Origin of the sequence: Halorientalis sp. LT38 (genome assembly GCF_037031225.1) — an archaeon.
GTDB classification, from domain to species: domain Archaea; phylum Halobacteriota; class Halobacteria; order Halobacteriales; family Haloarculaceae; genus Halorientalis; species Halorientalis halophila.
The window spans coordinates 2,067,399-2,086,333 of the sequence record NZ_JAYEZN010000001.1; the positions used below are offsets into that span (position 1 = coordinate 2,067,399).

General features: G+C 67.5%; 13 protein-coding genes and 1 pseudogene. 8 read left to right on the top strand and 6 right to left on the bottom strand.

The window, feature by feature from the left end; genetic code table 11:
- Positions 1–7: 7 nt before the first annotated feature.
- A complete protein-coding gene (locus U5918_RS10550) occupies positions 8–3,742 on the bottom strand; it encodes a PAS domain-containing protein (protein WP_336001314.1) in 3,735 nt (1,244 codons plus the stop codon).
- Between the two features lie 243 nt (positions 3,743–3,985).
- Here U5918_RS10550 and U5918_RS10555 point away from each other — a divergent pair, with 243 nt between their 5' ends.
- The 3 genes from U5918_RS10555 (at position 3,986) to U5918_RS10565 (ending at position 6,956) form a co-directional block, all read left to right on the top strand.
- Positions 3,986–4,312: a DUF7344 domain-containing protein gene (locus U5918_RS10555; RefSeq protein WP_336001315.1), complete on the top strand. Its 327-nt coding sequence runs from the start codon at positions 3,986–3,988 to the stop codon at positions 4,310–4,312.
- 250 nt (positions 4,313–4,562) lie between these two features.
- The gene (locus U5918_RS10560) at positions 4,563–6,362 is read left to right on the top strand and encodes an ATP-binding protein (protein ID WP_336001316.1); all 1,800 of its coding nucleotides are present in this window, start codon (positions 4,563–4,565) and stop codon (positions 6,360–6,362) included.
- Between the two features lie 90 nt (positions 6,363–6,452).
- The gene (locus U5918_RS10565; protein WP_336001317.1) at positions 6,453–6,956 is read left to right on the top strand and encodes an amino acid-binding protein; all 504 of its coding nucleotides are present in this window, start codon (positions 6,453–6,455) and stop codon (positions 6,954–6,956) included.
- 12 nt (positions 6,957–6,968) lie between these two features.
- Here the strand turns inward: U5918_RS10565 and U5918_RS10570 are convergent, their stop codons facing one another.
- Positions 6,969–8,273, bottom strand: coding sequence for an MFS transporter (locus U5918_RS10570; RefSeq protein ID WP_418771367.1), 1,305 nt, complete (start codon positions 8,271–8,273; stop codon positions 6,969–6,971).
- Between the two features lie 303 nt (positions 8,274–8,576).
- Complete coding sequence (locus U5918_RS10575) at positions 8,577–9,956, bottom strand: RAD55 family ATPase (protein WP_336001319.1); 1,380 nt, start codon at positions 9,954–9,956, stop codon at positions 8,577–8,579.
- A gap of 98 nt (positions 9,957–10,054) precedes the next feature.
- Between U5918_RS10575 and U5918_RS10580 the strand changes: the two genes are divergently transcribed.
- Positions 10,055–10,657, top strand: a complete 603-nt coding sequence (locus U5918_RS10580; protein ID WP_336001320.1) for an IMPACT family protein — start codon at positions 10,055–10,057, stop codon at positions 10,655–10,657.
- Positions 10,658–10,778: 121 nt separating this feature from the next.
- Here the strand turns inward: U5918_RS10580 and upp are convergent, their stop codons facing one another.
- Complete coding sequence (upp, locus tag U5918_RS10585; protein WP_336001321.1) at positions 10,779–11,453, bottom strand: uracil phosphoribosyltransferase; 675 nt, start codon at positions 11,451–11,453, stop codon at positions 10,779–10,781.
- 108 nt (positions 11,454–11,561) lie between these two features.
- Here upp and U5918_RS10590 point away from each other — a divergent pair, with 108 nt between their 5' ends.
- The 3 genes and pseudogenes from U5918_RS10590 to U5918_RS10600 form a co-directional block, all read left to right on the top strand.
- On the top strand, positions 11,562–12,290 hold the full coding sequence (locus tag U5918_RS10590; protein ID WP_336001322.1) for a DUF5828 family protein: 729 nt from the start codon (positions 11,562–11,564) through the stop codon (positions 12,288–12,290).
- A gap of 128 nt (positions 12,291–12,418) precedes the next feature.
- The gene (gene katG / locus U5918_RS10595) at positions 12,419–14,587 is read left to right on the top strand and encodes a catalase/peroxidase HPI (protein ID WP_336001323.1); all 2,169 of its coding nucleotides are present in this window, start codon (positions 12,419–12,421) and stop codon (positions 14,585–14,587) included.
- Between the two features lie 98 nt (positions 14,588–14,685).
- Positions 14,686–15,189: pseudogene (locus U5918_RS10600) on the top strand (protein-tyrosine phosphatase family protein); the annotation flags it as partial.
- Between the two features lie 99 nt (positions 15,190–15,288).
- Here the strand turns inward: U5918_RS10600 and U5918_RS10605 are convergent.
- Positions 15,289–16,290: a DUF7972 family membrane protein gene (locus tag U5918_RS10605; protein WP_336001325.1), complete on the bottom strand. Its 1,002-nt coding sequence runs from the start codon at positions 16,288–16,290 to the stop codon at positions 15,289–15,291.
- Positions 16,291–16,408: 118 nt separating this feature from the next.
- A complete protein-coding gene (gene cysK, locus U5918_RS10610; RefSeq protein ID WP_336001326.1) occupies positions 16,409–17,377 on the bottom strand; it encodes a cysteine synthase A in 969 nt (322 codons plus the stop codon).
- Between the two features lie 357 nt (positions 17,378–17,734).
- Here cysK and U5918_RS10615 point away from each other — a divergent pair, with 357 nt between their 5' ends.
- Positions 17,735–18,922 (top strand): inorganic phosphate transporter, encoded by a 1,188-nt coding sequence (locus U5918_RS10615; RefSeq protein ID WP_336001327.1) that lies wholly within the window; start codon positions 17,735–17,737, stop codon positions 18,920–18,922.
- Positions 18,923–18,935: the final 13 nt, after the last annotated feature.

Here is an 18,935-nt window from a genome sequence, read left to right on the forward strand (position 1 = left end):
GAACGCCTCACGCCGGAGCCGTGGACGAGAGCAGCGATTCGAACACGTGTAGTTCGGCTTTCCGGAGGTGCTGGTGGAACGTCGGTGCGGAGACGTCGAGTAACGAGGCGACATCCTCGCCCGACATCTCACGAGGCCACTCGAAGAACCCGGCGTGGAAGGCGGTTTCCAGCGCGGACCGCTGTCGCGGAGTGAGGGCAGATAGCAGCTCTGAGCCCACGGGGACGCTGTGGTCACGGATCGATCGCTGGTGCTGTTTCACGAGGTACCCGTCGGGATGCTCCTCGTGCATCCGATCGAGTACCTCCCGTACGTCCACGCTCGGCGAGAGATGGACCGTCAGGTGATAGTCGCCGTTTTCGATGACGGCCCCGGGAACCGAGCCGCCGAGCGAGGCGATGGCGGACAGGACTGGGGGCTCGGAGACGCGAAGTTCGAACACGGTCTCGTCGCCATCCTCGTGGAACGTAACGCCCTCGTAGAACGGGAGCGTCTCGACCATCGCCTCCACGCTCTCGACGCCTGCCGGCGTCGTCCGCCCGAAGAGAACGTAGTCGTCGTCGCCGACCGGGACCGTCTGTTCGAGGTGGATGGGTGCCGTTTCGGAAACGTCGATACCCATCGACTCGAAGACGTCGTCGACCTGAAACTGCAACTCGACGACTTCGTCGCTCATCAGCGCGCGTTTGCGCTCGACGGCGGCGATCGCGTGGCCCACGATCTCACCGAGTTGGTCGACGACGTCGCGTTCTTCTCCCCTGAATGCGTCCGGGCGCTCCGCGTAGACGTTCAACACCCCGTAGTTCGTGTTCTCGTGGACGATCGGGATGGCGACCGACGACCGGAAGCCGTACTGCTCGATCAGCCCGCGCCACGGGTCGTGCCGGTCGTCGGTGCGGATGTCGTGCGTCGCTTGCGTCTCGCCCGTCCGGATGGCCCGTCCCGTCGGCCCCCTGCCGCGTTCGTCCTCCTGATCGACCGAGATGGTGACGTCGTCGAGGTAGCCGCCGACGCCGGCTTCGTAGCGCAGGTCCACTGTCTCCGTGCCGACCTCTCGGTCGCCGATCCAGGCGAACAGGTACGAATCCGAGTCCGCGAGGCGTTCGCAGACGATCGCTTCGATCTCTTCGCGGCTGGACTGGTCGATGGCCGCCCCGGTAATCTCGCGGAAGACGCCGTTCAGTTCGTTCAGGGCCGCGAGACGGTGGCGCTGCTGCTCGGATTCGATTTCGGCCTCCTTCCGTTCGGTGATGTCGGTGAGGGCGCCGGGGAAGCTGACCGGGGTGCCGTCCTCGCACTCGACGCGCCCCCTGACGACGACCCACCGGACCTCGTCGTCTCCGTTCCTGAGGCGGTACTCCTCCTCGTACTCACCGCAGGATTCGAGGGCGGCTTCGACCGCCGCTTCGACCCGATCGCGGTCGTCCTCGTGGATCCCGTCGACGAAGCGATCCAGGGAAACGCCGTCACGGGCAGCGTCCGGGTCGACGCCGAACATCTCGGCGAACGATGGTCCCATGACCATCTCGTCGTCCTGGACGTCCCACTCGAAGGTCCCGACGGCGCCCGCCTCGGTCGCGGCCTCCAGTTGCGACTTGGCGTCGGCCAGGTACCGCTCGTGCGCTCTGCGTTCGGTCACGTCCTGCGACATCGCCATGCCGGCGAACACATCCCCGTCGCCGTTGCGAACGGGGACCACCTGAAACTGGAGCGTCAGACCGTCGTATTCGATCTCGAAGGAGTGGGACTCCCCGTTCAGGGCCGCTCGATAGTGCGGTTCCAGGCGGTCGACCTCCGCCGGTGGCCTGCGGTCGTAGAGCGTCTCTCCGACGGTGTCGTCCGGAGATCGACCGAGTGCCTCGTACAGTTCCCCGCCCGCGATCAGATAGCGGAGGTCCTCGTCGAACAGCGCGACGATGCCGTTCGGGAAATTGTCGACGAGCGTCCGGTACCGCTGTGTCGCCTTTTCGAGTTCCTGTTCCCGATCCTTTTCCTCGGTGATGTCACGGAAGGAGACCGAGAGCCCCTCCTCGGAGGGATACACGTGATTGTTGAACCACGTTCCGGTGGGCTCGTAGAACTCCTCGAACGTGACCGACTCCTGGGCCGCGAGCGCCTCCTCGAAGGCTGCCGCCGCTTTCGGACCCTGTTCGAGTGCGTCCCAGATGTACATGCCCTCGAGTTCGGCGGGTGACCGCTCCAGGAATGCACCGGCGCGATCGTTGACGAACGTGAATCGCAACTCGTCGTCGAGCGCGAAGAACCCGTCGTCGACGCGCTCGAAGATGGTCTCGAGTTCGCTCCCGATCTCGTCGCGCTGGCGTTCGAGACGCTCGGCCTGTGTTTTGAGCTGCGTGATGTCCTCGCCGGTGGTGATGACGCGTTCGATCTCTCCATCGGCGTCGAACACCGGTGCCGAGTTGACGGACAGCCACCGATGGCCACCGTCGGGGAGCTCGACCTTCGCCTGCCAATCGAAAACGGATTCGCCGGTCTCTAACGTCCGGGAGAAGGGATGATCGTCGAGTGACACGAGGTTCCCGTCGACGTCGTATACCGTTCGATCGCTGGGCGAGTAGGACTCGACTCGATCGTCCGGTATTCCGAGGACCTCCTTCCCACGTTCGTTTATCCGGACGCGGTTTCCGTCACCGTCGAGGACCATGATCCCCACGGGGCTCGTGTCGACGATCCTGTCGATGAGGTCTCGCTCGCGTCGCAACTGTCGCTCCCGCTCGCGGCGGCCGGTCAGGTCGCGAACGACCTTCGCGAACCCCTCGAGCGCACCGTCGTCGTCACGGATCGCGGTCATGGTTACGCTCGCCCAGAACTGCGACCCGTCGGCACGGACGCGCCAGCCTTCGGCTTCTATCGAGCCCTCACTGACCGCTTCCGCCAGGTTGGTCGCCGGGACGCCGTCGTCCCGCTCGTCGGCGGTGTAAAACGTCGAGAAGTGCTCCCCGACGACATCCTCGGCGTCGTAGCCCTCGATGCGCGCCGCGCCGGGATTCCACGTCTGGACGTACCCGTCCGGGTCGAGCAGGAAGATGGCGTACTCCTCGACCGCGTCGACCAGCGACTCGAACTGCTCGCGAGCGGCCTGGTGGGTTCTCTCCTCCCGTTTGAGGTCGGTCACATCGTAGTACAGTTCGACCCGGCCACCGGCGTACGCGCCCGATTCGATCGGCTCGCTCCGGTGTGCGAGCCAGCGTTCGTCTCGTCCGTCGCCGGGCGTCACGTGACACTCGAACCGTTCGGTGTACGTGTTGTCGTCGTACGTCGCGAGGACCGTCTCGGCGAAGGCCGTCGAGTCTTCGAGGACCGACGCGATGCGCTCGTCGACGAGCTGTCGCTTGTCCCGTCCGAGGACGCGCTCTCGATCGAGGCCGAAGTACCGCTCGGTCGCGCCGTTGATCCACGCCACTTCGAAGTCGGCGTCGAGGACGAACACCCCGACGTCGGCCTGGTCGAGCACGTCGTCGACGAGGGATTCAGCGGCGGCCTCCCAGTCCGGCGCGTCGGGCGTCGCGGACTCGGCCGGTCGCCACCAGACGCGGCCGTTTCCGCCCACCTTCTTGGTTTCGAGTCGACGCTGGTCGACGAGCCGGTCCAGGCGTTCGTAGGTGCTCCGGCGGCCGAGCCCGAGCTGCTCCGCGACCTCCGTCGTCGTCCGCGGTGCTCCCCACGCGTCGAAAAGTGTGAGCGTTTCCCGGAGGGCATCGGTCAGGGAGCTACGTGGCATTGGGCCGTCTAGACGGCGTCCTCGAAGATCAACCCTCCGCCGTTGGAGGGTGCCATCTCGAATCGGAGTGCTGCCTTTCGGTATCTCTCTGTTGTTATTCATACGGAAGCGGACCGGAGTGGCACGCAACTATATCCGATCGGGCTCTGGGGCGTCCCTAAACAGTTATGCTGCAGGCTTACGCCCGACGGGTGCCGAGGAGAGGATACACCGGTCGAGGCTGGCCGCAACGAGGCTCCTGAAATGAGTTACATGATGCACGACGAACTGCGGAGGTGCGAGGACATCGAGCGATTGACCGACAGCGAGTACCACAGACTCCTCTCTGCCGATCGGCGCCGCACGACGCTCGAGGTTCTCCTCGAACGGACTGCACCGATCGAACTCGATGCCCTGGCGGCGGCCGTCGCTGCCCGAGAGCGGGACGGCGGGTCGGCTTCCGAGGAGCGGTTACGGCGGGTTTCGTCGACACTCCACCACGTCCACCTCCCGAAGATGGCTACCTTCGGTGTGGTGAACTACGACTCGGACGCGAACCGCGTCACGTCCTGTCCCTCGAATCCCTTCTGACCGAACTCCGCCGGGCAGTCCGAGTCGGTCGTCTCGTGATCCCTTCCCGTTCCGAGCACCGGCAGCCGCGCCGAGTGGACGTGACCCGACGCCGAGAAAGCGAACTGTAGACGGCGATAGCCGAGAACTTCGAGTCCCTCCCGTCGTCGCCTGCGCGATCGGAAGTGACGCCGCGGAAAACCTCTCCATTAATTATCACTATTGAGACCGCGGCCGGGTGATTAACAATTCGTGGAGTAAAGGCCAGTACATGGCAACGGGTTCGACCATCGTCGTCTGGGCGTATCACGGCCTTCCGGTGGTCGCAACGATCCTTCACGTCGTTCTGGGCTACTGGATCTATCGCACGCACTGGGACACGCGCGGCGCGAAGTGGTTCGTGGGGATGCTCGCACTCGGCGGGACGTATGCAGCGATCACCTCCCTCCAGATGTTCGCGCCCTGGTACGAGGTGAAGGTACTTCTCTATGCGGTGGGCGGATTCTTCGGGCTGACGTCCTACGTGGCCTACGCCGGCTTCGCGGGGCGGTACACGGAAACGGATTATCATCGCCAGCCGGTCGTCAAAGCGATCCTGATCGCGATCCCGGTGGGGTATCTGGTGCAGGCTCCGCTGCAAAACCTGCAAAACGTCTGGGGATCGAGCGTCTGGATCGAGACCGAACCGTTTCGATACCTGGCGTACGAGCCCGGACTGGGCCTCCTGGTGATCGTGTTGCTGTCGTACGCCGTCGGCTTCTACAACCTGTACAAACTGAGCGTGTATCTGCTGTCGACCTCGAAGCGCGCCACGAAACAACTCGGTCTGCTAATGGCAGGCGCGCTCAGTATTATGGCCATCGCCGTGGTCAGTAACCTGGGGTTGTTCCCCGCGACGAACTTCTATCACGGCGTCTACGCGACGATTCCCTTCATCCTGTTCACCTCGCTGGCGCTGTTCCGGTTCGATCTGTTGAACGTCCAGCCGGTCGCGCGCAGCGCCGTCGTCGAGAACCTCCGTGATCCCGTCGTCGTCCTCGACGACAGGCGGCGCGTCATCGACTTCAACGATGCGAGCACTCGTCTCTGGCCCGATATCGCCGATCACGTCGGTGACTCCTTCGACAGCGCCTGTCCCGCGCTATCCGACGCCGTTTCCCTCACCAGCGACGGGGAGCAAGCGGCCCAGATCACGCTGCCAGTCGACGGCCGCGATCGCCACTACTCCGTTACCGTCTCACGGGTCAGCCGGCGCGGCGAGGACGACACGTTGCTATCCGTTCTGCTCCGGGACGTGACCGAGCTCGAACAGTCCCGCTGGCAGCTCGAGAAACAGAACGAACGGCTGGATCAGGTCGCCTCGACCATCTCTCACGACTTGCGCAACCCGATCACGGTGGCCGAAAGCCGACTCGAACTCATGGAGGTACACGTTGACCGCGGCACCGTCGACGACGAGACCGAATCCAGACTGAGAGCGGACGTCGACGAAGTCACCACCGCCACCGGCCGCATGCAGGACATCGTCGACGACGTCCTCACCATCGCCCGCGAGGGCAAAACCGTGGAGGAGACCGAACCGATCTCGCTGGCCGGCGCCGCCCGCGACGCCTGGGACACCGTCGACACCGAGGCGGCGACCCTGACTGTCGACGGCGACCGGCAACTCCAGGCCGATCGATCGAAGTTCCTCTCCATGCTGGAGAACCTCTTTCGCAACGCCGTCGAACACGGCTCCACGAGCCCTGACTCACAGGATCGTCAGGACGCCGTCGATCACGGTCCCGCCGACGTGACCGTCGAGATCGGGCCGACCGACGCCGGCTTCTACGTCGCAGACGACGGCCCGGGGATCCCCACCGAACACGAAGACGAGATCTTCGAGTACGGGTACACCACGACCGAGGAGGGGACGGGACTGGGCCTCTCCATCGTCAAGACCATGGCGGAGTCACACAGCTGGACCGTCGAGCTGGACCGGGACTACGACGACGGGACCCGTTTCGTCTTCGGAGAGGTCGACGTCGAGCCTGTGACCGGGCGAATCGACGTGGAAACCGGCCTCCCCTGATCCGGCGCGTCCGGTGAATCGTCGGCGGCTCCGCGAGAGACGCGAGCTGTAGACAGCACGCCTAAGCCCCTCGGCGTGTCAGGTCCCGCTATGTTCGCGGAGATCATGGAGAAGTTCGAGGGCAGCCCTTCCCAGCAGGCGGTCATCCGGCTGCTGCTCGAACGCGGGTTCTCGGTCAACGACGAGGGCCGGGTCGTCTCGGGCGGCATCGAGATCCCCAACACCGGCATCGCCCGGGAGATCGACGTCGACCGCCGGGTGGTCGACTCGACGACCGACGCCATCCTCGAAGACGAGAAGCTCCGGCGCATCTTCCAGAACATCTCCCAGATCCCCAGTCTGATGGACCTCGCGCCGGTGCTCGACCTGCACGTCCTGACCGTCGACGTCTACGACACAGAACAATCGGGGATCGTCGCCGAGATCACGGGCATGATCGCCGACCGCGGGATCTCGATGCGCCAGACCGTCTCCGAGGACCCCGAGTTCGCCGTCGATCCCAAGCTCTACATCATCACCGAGCAGGCGCTCCCCGGTGACCTCCTCAACGAGATCCGTGACCTGGAGTACGTCCGCGAGATCGGGCTCCAGTAGACGGAAAGGGGGTCAGTCGTCGGCGGCGACGCTGCCCGACTCCTCACCGGCAGCGACGAAGCCGTCGGTGGTCGCCCGGTTGGCGACGTGCGGGCGGAACACCCACGCGGCCAGCAACACGATGGGGAGCATCGAGACGGCGACGATGGAGTACCCCAGGTGGAGGTTCGCCAGGAACGGCGCGGAGTAGACCAGCGGGTAGACGATGCCGCCCACGGTGCCGACGCCGCCGACGACGCCCGCGACCGCGCCCGAACTGTTCGGGAACATCGCCGGCACCTGCGCGAAGATGGCGCCCTCGGCGAAGGCACAGCCCATGCCGACGAGGAAGCCGGCGCCGACGGCGAGCAGCACCCGCCCGCTGAGGCCGGCCAGCGTCATCCCGAACATCGTCAGGACGACGAAACACAGGGCCGTGAAAGTCCACTGCTCGCGGTAGCGGCCGGTGAAGACGGGGAGGATGTTCTTCTCCTTGCGCGCCAGCAGGTCGCTGACGTAGCCGCCGATCGGTCTGAGGAGGCCCGCAGCGATCGAGAACGTCGCCGCGAACGTCGCAGCGAGCGTGAGGTTCTGCGTGTCGAACCCCTCGCGGTAGTAGGTGGCGAGCCAGCCGTTCATCGACAGCTCCAGCCCGAAGGTCATCACGTACGCCAGCGCGAGGACGACGGTCCCGTACCGGGTGGCGGTGTAGAACCAGCCCTTGAAGCTCGCGCTCTCCCTGGTCGCCTGGCGCTTCTCGTCGCTCTTTGCGGCCTCGCCCAGCGCGTAGTAGGCGACCCCGAGCAGGATCGAGACGATCCCGGTGTAGAAGAACGCGGCCCGCCAGTTCGTCTGGAAGAGGGGGCCACTCCAGTCGGTCGGGAACACGCGCGGGAGGATCAGCGCCCCGCCCGCCGCGCCGGCGTTACCGATGCCGGCGTAGATGCCCTCGGCGGTGCCCAGGTTCTCCTCGTCGAACCACTCCGAGACGTGCTGGATGCCGATGACGAAGGTGATCCCCGCCGTGGCGACGATCAGCCGCTCGACGAAGAAGACGGCGTAGCTCTGGGCGAACGCGCTCGCGATCGAGAACACGCCGACGTAGCCCAGTACGATCGCGAACACGGTCGGCGCGCCGAACTTGTCGGAGAGCCAGCCGGTCAGGATCCGGCCGAAGGGCGCCAGCCAGATGGCCGCGCTCGCCAGAATCCCGATCTCCGCAAGCGAGAGCCCGAACTCCTCGGCCATCGGGCCCGTGAACGGGGCGAAGGAGAACCAGATCAGGAAGGAGAAGTTGAACCCGATCGTGGCGAGCAGCAGCGTCCGGTACTTGGTCATCCTGATCAGTCCCATACAGCCACCCCACCGGACCGCGCGCTCGACCCGCCGCGGACGACGAGGTCGCCGCGGCGACCTATCCGAATCCCACTTTCACAGATCGTTTGCTCGGATATCATTCTGAATGTCCACCGATTACAGATTACAATGGGCATTTGATCGAACATAACTCTGGCCATTGAATAAGTACAGAATTCAGACGCGCCGCTGGACGGACCGGCGATATACGGACGGGTACTATCTGTATAAGGGCGTAAAGCGGACGGAAATCCGCCGGAAAACCGACCGTTCGTCGACCGGGGACTAGCGGAGGCGGACGTAGGGGGCGTCCGCGAGCGGTTCGACGACGCGCGTGTGTCCCGGGGTCCCGGCGGGGGATTTGGGGACCGAGAGGTACTGGAGTTCGTCGCCGCCCCGCCAGGTGCGGATCACCTGGTCGGCGACCCCGGCGAAGAAGGCGGTGAGCCGGTCGCCGGCGAGCGTGCGGTCGATGGTCAGCACGAGCGTCAGGTCGTACTCGCCGTTCATGACGTTGCCGTCGGCCCAGTAGTAGAGCTGACGGGACTCGTTCTCCGTGACGAGGTGGGCCATCGTCGAGTGTTCCAGTACTGCGACGGCCTCCTCGACGCGCCCGCCGAGTTCCGCCACCAGCGTCCGGAAGGCCTCCTGGATGCTCCCTTCCGTCTCCTGCATGACGACGTTCTCGCTCTCCAGGCCGGCGACCACGGGTTCGCTCGGGCTCCGGCTGACGGGGTCGATCAGGTACAGCAGGTTCCGGTCCATCAGCTCGGTGACCGGGCCGACCGGGTCCGCCAGCAGGTCGTTCACCCGGTTGACGAGCGTCCCCGGCGCGGTCACCAGCACGACCGGTGCGTCCCGTTCGACGGCGCGAGCGGTCAGTGCGGCGGTGAACGGCCAGTGCTCGGCCGTCCCGTCGTGTTCGAAGAGGGTGGTCCCGTTGCGGACGAAGCCGCCGGTCAGGGCGTCCAGTTCCGCGATGCCGCTGCGGAAGGGCTGGTCGTGGGTCGCCCACTCCCGGCTGGTCACCGACACGCCGTCGGCGTCGTGGTGGAGGGCGTGGCGCCGGGTGTCGTGGTCGCTGCCCCGGAGTTTCTCGACGCGGCAGAACGAGCGCGCGTCACCCTCGACCTCCTCGCGCCAGCAGTCGACGACGCCGTGTGCGAGCCGCGCCAGCGCGGGCGGTTCGTCGGGCGTCGCCGTCAGCACCGCCGTCGTCCCGTGCTCGTCGAGCCGTTCGAGCAGGTGAAAGCGGCCGTGGCGCCCGCGCTCGCGGTCGGGCGCCAGGTCGACGAGGCCGCCGGCCCCGTCGACGACCAGGCGGTCCCAGTCGTCGGTCGAGAGCCGCTCGATCAGCGACCCGAACGGCACCGTCTCGCTCTCCTCGGCGGTGACGAACCGGACCCCGCCCGCGCTCGCGTCGCGGTGCGCGGCCGCCATCGTCACGCCCGCTGCCGGGTCGAGCGCCTCGCGCGCCACGTTCAGCGGCTCGTCCGTCGTCACGTAGAGACAATCTCCGTCGTCGCTCGCGCCCGCGTCGAGGAACTGGGCGGCCAGCCGGCTCTTGCCGACCCCCGAGGGGCCCCGGACCAGCAGCGTCCGGCCTGCGGGCACCCCGCCGCCGAGCATCTCGTCGAGCATCGCGTCGCCGGTCGACGGTGACATGTCTCATAGAGTGGGCCGGGTCCTCTTCAAGGTCGGCACGGTTCAGTCCCGCGAACGACGGCGTAACGGGTTTGAGCGCCGCCCCCGTTCCCCCGCCAGTGACCGACAGTTACCGGACCCTCGCCGGCCGGGGGGAAGCCGCCTTCGAGATCCAGGGCTCCGAGTTCATCGGCCACGCGGCCCCCGTCCCCGACGTCGCGGCCGCCGAGGACTTCGTCGCGGAGATCGGCGAGGCCTACGCCGACGCGACCCACAACGTCCCGGCCTACCGCGTCCGGGCCGACCCGCTCGCCGAGTGGTCCTCCGACGCCGACGAGCCCTCGGGATCGGCGGGCAAACCCGCGCTGAACGTCCTCCAGGGCGAGGAACTGGAGAACGTCGTCGCCGTGGTCACCCGCTACTACGGCGGGACGAACCTCGGCGTGGGCGGGCTCGCCCGATCCTACGCTCGGGGGGTCAAACTCGCCGTCGAAGACGCCGGGATCGTCGAGCGGCGACCCCACGAGTCGTTCTCGATCACCGTGGCCTACGACGACTCCGGGACCGTTCGCGGCCTCCTCGAGTCCGCCGCGGTCGAGTTCGACGCCGACTACGAGGCCGAGGTCTCCTTCGACGTCCGCGTCCCCGTCGCCGACGCCCCGGAACTGCGGGACCGGATCATGAGCGCGACCAGCGGTCGGGCGACCATCGACCGAGACTGACCCCTCTCCTTCGGGTTCGGCTGCAACACTGGCCCGGTCGCTGTCTGGCGTTCTCCAGCTGAAACGAAGGGGTGAAGGATCGTGCTGGCGTGGCCCACGGTGTGCGGTACCGTCGCCCGTCTCATGTGGTCCGGAACGCGCGGTCGCCGGCGTCGCCGAGACCGGGGACGATGAAGCCGTCGTCGTCCAGACCCTCGTCGACGCTGACGGTCAGGATCTCCGCCTCCGGGAACGCCTCGGCGACGCGTTCGATGCCGGCCGGGGCGCTGACCGCCGACAGCACGATGATAGTCTCCGGCTCGCCCGCGGCCGTGACCCGCTCCAGCACGGCCGTCATCGTCGACCCGGTCGCCAGCATCGGGTCGGCGACGATGACGGTGTCCTCGGGGCGGATCTCCGGCAACTTCTCGTAGTCGACGTCGATTGGGAACTGGCCCGCGTCGTCCATCCCCGCGCTCTCGTCGCGCCCGGCGCTGATGACGCCCTGTTTCGCCGACGGGAACGCCTTCAGGAGGCCCTCGACGAACGGCGTCGCCGCCCGGAGGACGTTCACGATCACCACGTCGTCCAGCCCGGTGACGCGTTCGCCGGTCGTCTCCGTCAGCGGGGTCCGGACGTCGACCGCTTCGGTGTCCATCGCGCCGTCGATGATCTCGTAGCCGCAGATCCGGCCGAGTTTCACGAGGCCCTTCCGGAAGGCGACCTGCTCGGTCTCGACGCTGCGGAGGTCGGTGAGGGTGTGTCTCGCGAGCGCGTGGGTGAGGACGGCCGCGTCACCGCGGTGCTCGATGGGCATACCGGTCGTGTCGGTGCCCGCCTGCATAAAACCGGACGCGGCGGATCGGCGACCGAAAAGCCACGGGGGAAGAGGTATATTGCGTCACCCCATACGTGCCGGGAACCGATGGAAGAGAGTGTTTCGGGGTTCAAGCAACGCGGCAGGTGGGTCGACGTGGTCGAACACGGCGAACGCATCACGCGTGCGCTGACCGACCTGCTGGAAGACCCCGACGTCGACGCCCCGATCGACGAGGACGCCCTCGCTGACTTCGACGAGTGGCGACCCAAGACCGACGAACGCCTCGACGAAGACGTCAACGAGAAGACCGCCGACCAGGCCAGCGTCGACGAGGGAGAGGGGGAGAAAGCCGGCAAGGACCCCGACGAGGACCTCCAGAAGGCCGGCGAGAAACTCACCGAGTCCTACGAGAAACTCGACGACGACCCGGACGAGGCCGTCGACAAGTGGGGCGAGTCGATCGACTACGTCGCCCGCGCGGCCGACTCCGCCGGCCGGAAGGCCCTCCGGGCGGTCGAAGGGGCCGTCTACAAGAACGTCATGACCCAGATCGCCCCCTACTACTTCGACAACGGCCTCGTCAGCGCCAACCTCCAGCGCGTCGGCCGCGGGGAGGCCCCCGAGTACGTCTTCGAGGTCAACGTCAACGACGACGACCTCAAGATCCGCGTCTCGAACAGACTCGCCGACTTCGAATCCGACGTCGACCGCTGGCACGTCGACACGCCGAAAGACACGGACACCGTCGAAGCCGTCGAGGGCGTCGAGCCGCCGGACCCCGGCGACGAACTCGTCGCCGAGTCCAACGAACCCGCGCCCGACGACGAGGAGTGACGACCCCCGCTCGGCGCGGGGTCTTTGCTTCCGAACAAACTCTTTTCGCAAACGAGAAAGGAAGAACCTGGATCTCAACCAATAGATTTGTATTCGCAGAACACGACTGTTCGCTGTAGACTACATCCATGACAGAGAAAACGCCGTTCCCGGCAGGGAACAGGTCCCCCGAGGGCTGGTGGCCGGATATGCTCGATCTGTCGCCGCTCGACCAGAACGCCCGCGATGCCGGGCCGATGGGCGAGGACTTCGACTACGCCGAGGAGTTCCAGCAACTGGACTTCGAGGCCGTCAAAGCGGACATCGAGGACGTGATGACGACGTCCCAGGAGTGGTGGCCGGCCGACTACGGCCACTACGGACCGCTTTTCATCCGGATGGCCTGGCACAGCGCCGGGACCTACCGCACGACCGACGGTCGCGGCGGCGCTTCGGGCGGCACCCAGCGATTCGAGCCGCTCGGTAGCTGGCCCGACAACGCCAACCTCGACAAGGCACGCCGCCTGCTCTGGCCGGTCAAGCAGAAGTACGGGAAGCAGCTCTCGTGGGCGGACCTGATCGTCCTGGCCGGGAACGTCGCGCTGGAGTCGATGGGCTTCGAGACGTACGGCTTCGCCGGCGGGCGCGAAGACGAGTTCGAGCCCGACGAGGCAGCCGACTGGGGTCCCGAAGCGGAGATGGAGACCTGGGACCGGTTCGACGAGGACGACACGCTCGCGGACCACCTCGGCGCGACGGTGATGGGGCTGATCTACGTGAACCCCGAAGGGCCGGAGGGCGAACCCGATCCGGAGTGGTCGGCCGAACGCATCCGCGAGTCGTTCAGCCGCATGGCGATGAACGACGAGGAGACGGCCGCGCTCATCGCCGGTGGCCACACGTTCGGGAAGGTCCACGGCGCGGACGACCCCGACGAATACGTCGGTCCCGAGCCCGCCGACGCGCCCATCGAGAACATGGGACTGGGCTGGGAGAGCGACTTCGGCTCCGGGAAGGGTGACGACACCATCACCAGCGGTATCGAGGGCCCCTGGAACAGCACGCCGACGATGTGGGACACCTCCTACCTCGACAACCTCCTGAACCACGAGTGGGAACCCCACGAGGGGCCCGGCGGTGCCTGGCAGTGGCGCCCCGTGGACGCGGACGAGATCGACGACGCGCCGGCCGCCCACGACCCCGAGGGCGAGCAGACGCCGATGATGCTGACGACCGACGTCGCCCTCAAGAAAGACCCCGACTACCGGGAGATCATCGAGGAGTTCCAGAACGACCCCCGAACGTTCCTCGACGCCTTCTCGAAGGCGTGGTACAAGCTCCTCCACCGCGACATGGGCCCGCCCGAGCGCAATTACGGCCCGGAAGTCCCCGACGAGACGATGATCTGGCAGGATCCCCTGCCGGACCGGGACTTCGAGCCCGTCGGCGAGGACGCCGCCGAACAGCTCAAAGACGAACTCCTCGACTCGGGGCTGACGACACAGCAACTCGTCAAGACCGCCTGGGCGTCCGCCGCGACCTACCGCGACAGCGACAAGCGCGGCGGGGCGAACGGCGCTCGCATCCGCCTCGAACCCCAGCGGAGCTGGGACGTCAACGAGCCCGAGGAACTCGAGACGGTCCTCGAGACCCTCGAGGAGATCAAGGCCGAGTTCAACGACTCGCGCTCGGACGGGACCGCCGTCTCGCTCGCCGACCTGATCGTCCTCGGCGGCAACGCGGCCATCGAGCAGGCGGCCAGCGAGGCCGGCTACGACGTGGACGTGCCCTTCGAGCCCGGCCGTGTCGACGCCGAGGCGGAGTGGACCGACGAGGAGTCCTTCGAGGCGCTCGAACCCAAGGCCGACGGCTTCCGGAACTACGTCGGCGGCGAGCACGACCGGAAACTGGAGGAGATCCTTGTCGACAGGGCCGACCTGCTCGACCTGACGCCCGAGGAGACGACGGTCCTGGTCGGCGGCATGCGGACGCTGGGCGCGACCTACGGCGATTCGGACCGCGGCGTCCTCACCGACGAGCCGGGGACGCTCGACAACGACTTCTTCGTGAACCTGCTCGACATGGACTACGAGTGGGAGCAGGCCGACGAGACGGCACAGGTCTACGAGGGCTTCGACCGCGAGACGGGCGAGCAGGCGTGGGAGGCGACCCGCTTCGACCTCATCTTCGGGTCGCACTCCCGGCTCCGTGCCATCGCGGAAGTCTACGCGTCCGAGGACGGCGACGAACAGTTCGTCCAGGACTTCGTCGACGCCTGGCACAAGGTCATGACCAACGACCGCTACGATCTGGCGTGATCCCGGCCCGCGGCACCGAGCCGCGCTGACCGCATTCTCCCGAATTTTCGGATTCGCTCGAATTCCCGCCGGACAGACTCAAGTCCCTCGCCTCCCTCGATCCTGTAGTGCGAACCGCAAACTTCGGGCCGGTCGCGCCTGACGCCGACGTCTTCGGCGCGTGTCGACCCGGCCACCTCGGCGGCGACCGCTCTGCGTGGACGGCGACGCTCGCCGACGCCGGGGTCGGCACGGTCGTCTGTCTCCTCTCTGCCGACGAAGCGAGACGCTGGGGAGCGCCCGCCGCGTACGAGGACGCCTTCGAGACCGTCCACGCGCCGATCCGCGACCGTCACCTGCCCGAGGTCGACCGGCTGCGGTCGGTGCTCGACGCGCTCGCGACGGCGACGGACGACGGCGGTCGGGCCGCCGTCCACTGCAACGCCGGCCTCGGCCGGACCGGCGTGGTCGGAGCGGCGTGGCTCGTGCGGGCTCGCGACCTGTCCCCGCCCGAGGCCGTCGAGACCGTCTCGAACGTGACCGTCCCGCGGTCGCCCCGGGAGGCGATCCGCGACGGGAACGCGACCGAAAGAGAGCTCTACGACCTGCTGGCCCGGGTCTGACGTCTCCCCGTCGAACAGTCCCGTCGAGCGGTATCGCTCGCCGGTGTCCGGCAGCACGACGACGGTCACCTCCTCGGGGTAGTCACGGCGACGCCGCGATCAGTCGCCGCCGAAGGTCTTCTCGGGCGGGACGAACGATCCGATCGACACCGTGTACAGAGACACCGTGGCCACCCGCAACAGGGACGCGACGAGCACCGCGAGGGGAGCGAGGATGACCCCGGTCGCGATCACCACGACGAACGGGAGCAGGGACGGATCGATCGCCGGTGGCCGGTTCGGCGCGGCGCTGTAGACGGCCGAGAGGAAGTACGTCACCAGTATGGCGGGGACGCCGGTGTATATCAGGTGCCGCGACAGCATGGCCAGTTCCTGCTGGAGCGTGACCGTCTTGAAGAACTGCCGCATCGTCGCGACGGCCTTCAGAAGTTCCACCACGTCGTCTAGCGCCTCGCTCGCCGCCGAGGGGAGTTCCTCGCCGTACTCGCGCTCGAGGGCCCGGCTCGTGTCCATGTGATCGGCGTAGTCGGTCCCGAGGGTGAGCAACAGGACCTCGAACGTGTCGTCGAGGTCGTCGGCCGCCGACAGCCGACCGGCGTAGGTCGAGATGGCGTCGGCGTAGGCGTCGAGGTCCTCCGCGTCCGAAAGCGAGACGGCGGTCCCCCCCGCTCCACGCCGGAGGTCTTCGACGCGACTGCCCAGCGTGTCTCCGAGGAGGGCGAGGAACTCGCCCGGCTCGTTCGGACTCGCGGCAACGCCCGCCACGGCCTCGACGGAGCGTCGGAACTCGAGCGTCCCCGCCAGTTCATCCGAGAGCGACCCCGCGGACCCGAACACCCGCGAGAGGACGAGCTGGTTGACCGACAGCGCGACCGTCAAAAGCGTCAACAGACCGGACAACATACCGCTCGAGAGCACCGTCGAGAAGTTGCTCCCGGCACCGACGTAGACGAGGTCGAAGCCGACCAGCAGCGCTGCGAGGGCGACGAAGAGCACCGAGAGGACACCGGCGACGGCCAGTCGATCCCCGGTGACGTAGGCCCACCGGGTCAGCGGGCCGTCGAGGTCACCGTTCCGATTTCTTCCGTGTCCGTCCGACACGGTCCAGACCTTCCACTTCGAGCCGAATAAACTGCGTTCTAGGGCAGCTTACCCGTCCGGTCGCGCGACCTGACCGCAGGGTGATCCACCGCCGTCGAGCGGCGCGAGCGGTCGCCGGCTACGCCTCGTCTTCCGACGGATCGAACAGCTCCGTCGAGAGGTATCGCTCGCCGGTGTCGGGCAGGACGACGACGGTCACCTCCTCGGGGTAATCACGTGCAACGTCGAAGGCCGCGGCGGCCGCCGCGCCGCTGGAGATGCCGACCAGCAGGCCGGCCTCGCGGGCCAGCCGACGGGTGGTTTCTTTCGCCCGATCCTCGCGGATCGTCCGGACCTCGTCGATCACGTCCGGGTCGAGCGTGTCGGGGACGAAACTCGGGCCGATGCCCTGGATGCCGTGGGAACCACCTTCCCCCTTCGAGAGAATGGGCGAGCCTTCGGGTTCGACCGCCACGGAGCGCAGCGACTCCTTGCCCTGATCTTCCGTGACGTGTTTCGAGACGCCCGTGATCGTGCCGCCGGTGCCGACGCCGGCGACGACGGCGTCGACCTGCCCGTCGGTGGCTTCCCAGATCTCCGGACCGGTCGTCTCGCGGTGGGCGCGCGGGTTGGCGTCGTTCTCGAACTGCTGGGGCATGAACCCCTTCTCGACGTCGGCGAGCAGCTCCTCGGCGCGGTCGATGGCCCCGCCCATCCCGCCGTCTGCCGGCGTCAGTTCGAGGGTGGCGCCCAGCGCCGAGAGCAACTGCCGGCGCTCCTCGCTCATCGAGGCCGGCATGGTCAGCGTCAGGTCGTACCCCTTCGCCGCGCAGACGAAGGCCAGCCCGATCCCCGTGTTGCCGCTCGTTGGTTCGATGACGTGCGTCTCGTCGTCGACCAGCCCCTCGTCTTCGGCCTGTTCGATCATCTCGCGAGCGATCCGGTCCTTGACGGAGAACGGGTTGCCCGCCTCCACCTTCGCGTAGCAGTTCGGGGCGAACTGCGAGAGGTCGACGAGCGGCGTGTCGCCGATCAGTTCCGTTGCCGACGCCGCGGCGTCGATCCCGTCTGTACGCCCCTCCCCTGCACGCAGTGGCGTCTCGCTCATCGTACCGCACTGTAGCCGCCGCGAGCCCCTCAAGTGGCTCCCTCAATAGTATGGGGGGTCACCTTCGGTCCCGCCGGCGGCGCAGCCCCAGTCGCGTTCGATGGAGAACCCGCCACAGTCCGCACAGATCTGGCGCCGGAGTTCGTACTGCCGGCCACAGCGTTGACACTCGTACTCGCCGCCCGGCCGGGCGAATCGTCTGAGTCGTTCGAGCACCCCTGCCCCACCTACCACGGACTGTCCGCTCCATGTGACATAATTATTCGGCTGCTACCCGCCGCTAGACGCCGCCTACCCCGCCACTGAGAGACGGATGGCGGCAGGTTATTAGGCGTGCCGCCTGTAGCCGCGCACCGAATGGTCGCCGCAGGCACGATCGCGACGTTTCTGGTCGCCGGAGGGGCGAGTCTCTTCATGGCGTGGGCAATCGGCGCCGGGTCCTCGGGGTCGACCCCGTTCGCCCCGGCCGTCGGGGCCAACGCCATCTCGGTCATGCGCGCCGGCTTCTTCGTCGGCCTGCTCGGCCTCGCCGGCGCGGTCCTCCAGGGTGCCAACGTCACGGAGGCGGTCGGCCGCGAACTCGTCCTGAACGCGACGATCTCGCCGATGGCGGCCGTCGTCGCGCTCCTCACCGCCGCCATCCTGGTCGCCATCGGCGTCTTCGCCGGCTACCCCATCGCCACCGCCTTCACGGTCACGGGCGCGGTCGTCGGCGTCGGCCTGGCCCTGGGCGGCGACCCCGCCTGGCCGAAGTACCAGGAGATCGCCATCATGTGGGTCGCCACGCCGTTCGTCGGCGGCGGCATCGCCTACGGCGTCGCTCGCACCCTCCGCAACGAGCGCGTCCCCGAGTCCGTCGCCGTCCCGCTCCTGGCCGGGGTCGTCGGCGCCGTCCTCGCCATCACGGAGTTCGTCGTCCTCGGGCCGCCGGGCGAGGCCGCCTCGCTGGCCAGCGTCGGCGCGGCGAACTTCCCGGGTCTCCCGAGCGCCGCCGTCTACGTCGCCGTGGCCCTCGCCGCGGCGGCCGTCGTCACGCTGGCCCTCTGGCTGGACGTCCGCGAGGATCCCGAGGCCGGCCAGCGCCACTTCCTCCTGGCGCTCGGGGGCCTCGTCGCCTTCTCGGCCGGCGGGAGCCAGGTCGGCCTCGCGCTCGGCCCCCTCCTGCCGCTGCTCGACCCCTTCGAGGTCCCCCTCGTGGCCGTGCTGTTCGGCGGCGGGTTCGGCCTCCTGGTCGGGTCCTGGACCGGCGCACCGCGGATGATCAAGGCGCTCTCCCAGGACTACTCCGCGCTGGGCCCGCGCCGTTCCATCGCCGCACTCATCCCCTCCTTCGCCATCGCCCAGACCGCCGTCTTCTTCGGCATCCCCGTCTCCTTCAACGAGATCATCGTCAGCGCCATCATCGGTAGCGGCTTCGCTGCCGGCGGCGGGGACGTCAGCGGCAAGAAGATGGGCTACACCGTGCTCGCGTGGATCGCCTCGCTCGCACTCGCCTTCGGCCTCGGCTACGGCGTGTTCACGGCCGTCGACGCGCTCCTGGCCTGACAAGCTACCCCGC

What these genes read in the sequence shown, in the direction of transcription:
- U5918_RS10570 (WP_418771367.1), bottom strand. Translation starts at nt 8,273, where the DNA reads ATGACCAAGTACCGGACGCTGCTGCTCGCCACGATCGGGTTCAACTTC.
- U5918_RS10555 (WP_336001315.1), top strand. Translation starts at nt 3,986, where the DNA reads ATGAGTTACATGATGCACGACGAACTGCGGAGGTGCGAGGACATCGAG.
- cysK (WP_336001326.1), bottom strand. Translation starts at nt 17,377, where the DNA reads ATGAGCGAGACGCCACTGCGTGCAGGGGAGGGGCGTACAGACGGGATC.
- U5918_RS10550 (WP_336001314.1), bottom strand. Translation starts at nt 3,742, where the DNA reads ATGCCACGTAGCTCCCTGACCGATGCCCTCCGGGAAACGCTCACACTT.
- upp (WP_336001321.1), bottom strand. Translation starts at nt 11,453, where the DNA reads ATGCCCATCGAGCACCGCGGTGACGCGGCCGTCCTCACCCACGCGCTC.
- katG (WP_336001323.1), top strand. Translation starts at nt 12,419, where the DNA reads ATGACAGAGAAAACGCCGTTCCCGGCAGGGAACAGGTCCCCCGAGGGC.
- U5918_RS10575 (WP_336001319.1), bottom strand. Translation starts at nt 9,956, where the DNA reads ATGTCACCGTCGACCGGCGACGCGATGCTCGACGAGATGCTCGGCGGC.
- U5918_RS10615 (WP_336001327.1), top strand. Translation starts at nt 17,735, where the DNA reads ATGGTCGCCGCAGGCACGATCGCGACGTTTCTGGTCGCCGGAGGGGCG.
- U5918_RS10590 (WP_336001322.1), top strand. Translation starts at nt 11,562, where the DNA reads ATGGAAGAGAGTGTTTCGGGGTTCAAGCAACGCGGCAGGTGGGTCGAC.
- U5918_RS10560 (WP_336001316.1), top strand. Translation starts at nt 4,563, where the DNA reads ATGGCAACGGGTTCGACCATCGTCGTCTGGGCGTATCACGGCCTTCCG.
- U5918_RS10565 (WP_336001317.1), top strand. Translation starts at nt 6,453, where the DNA reads ATGTTCGCGGAGATCATGGAGAAGTTCGAGGGCAGCCCTTCCCAGCAG.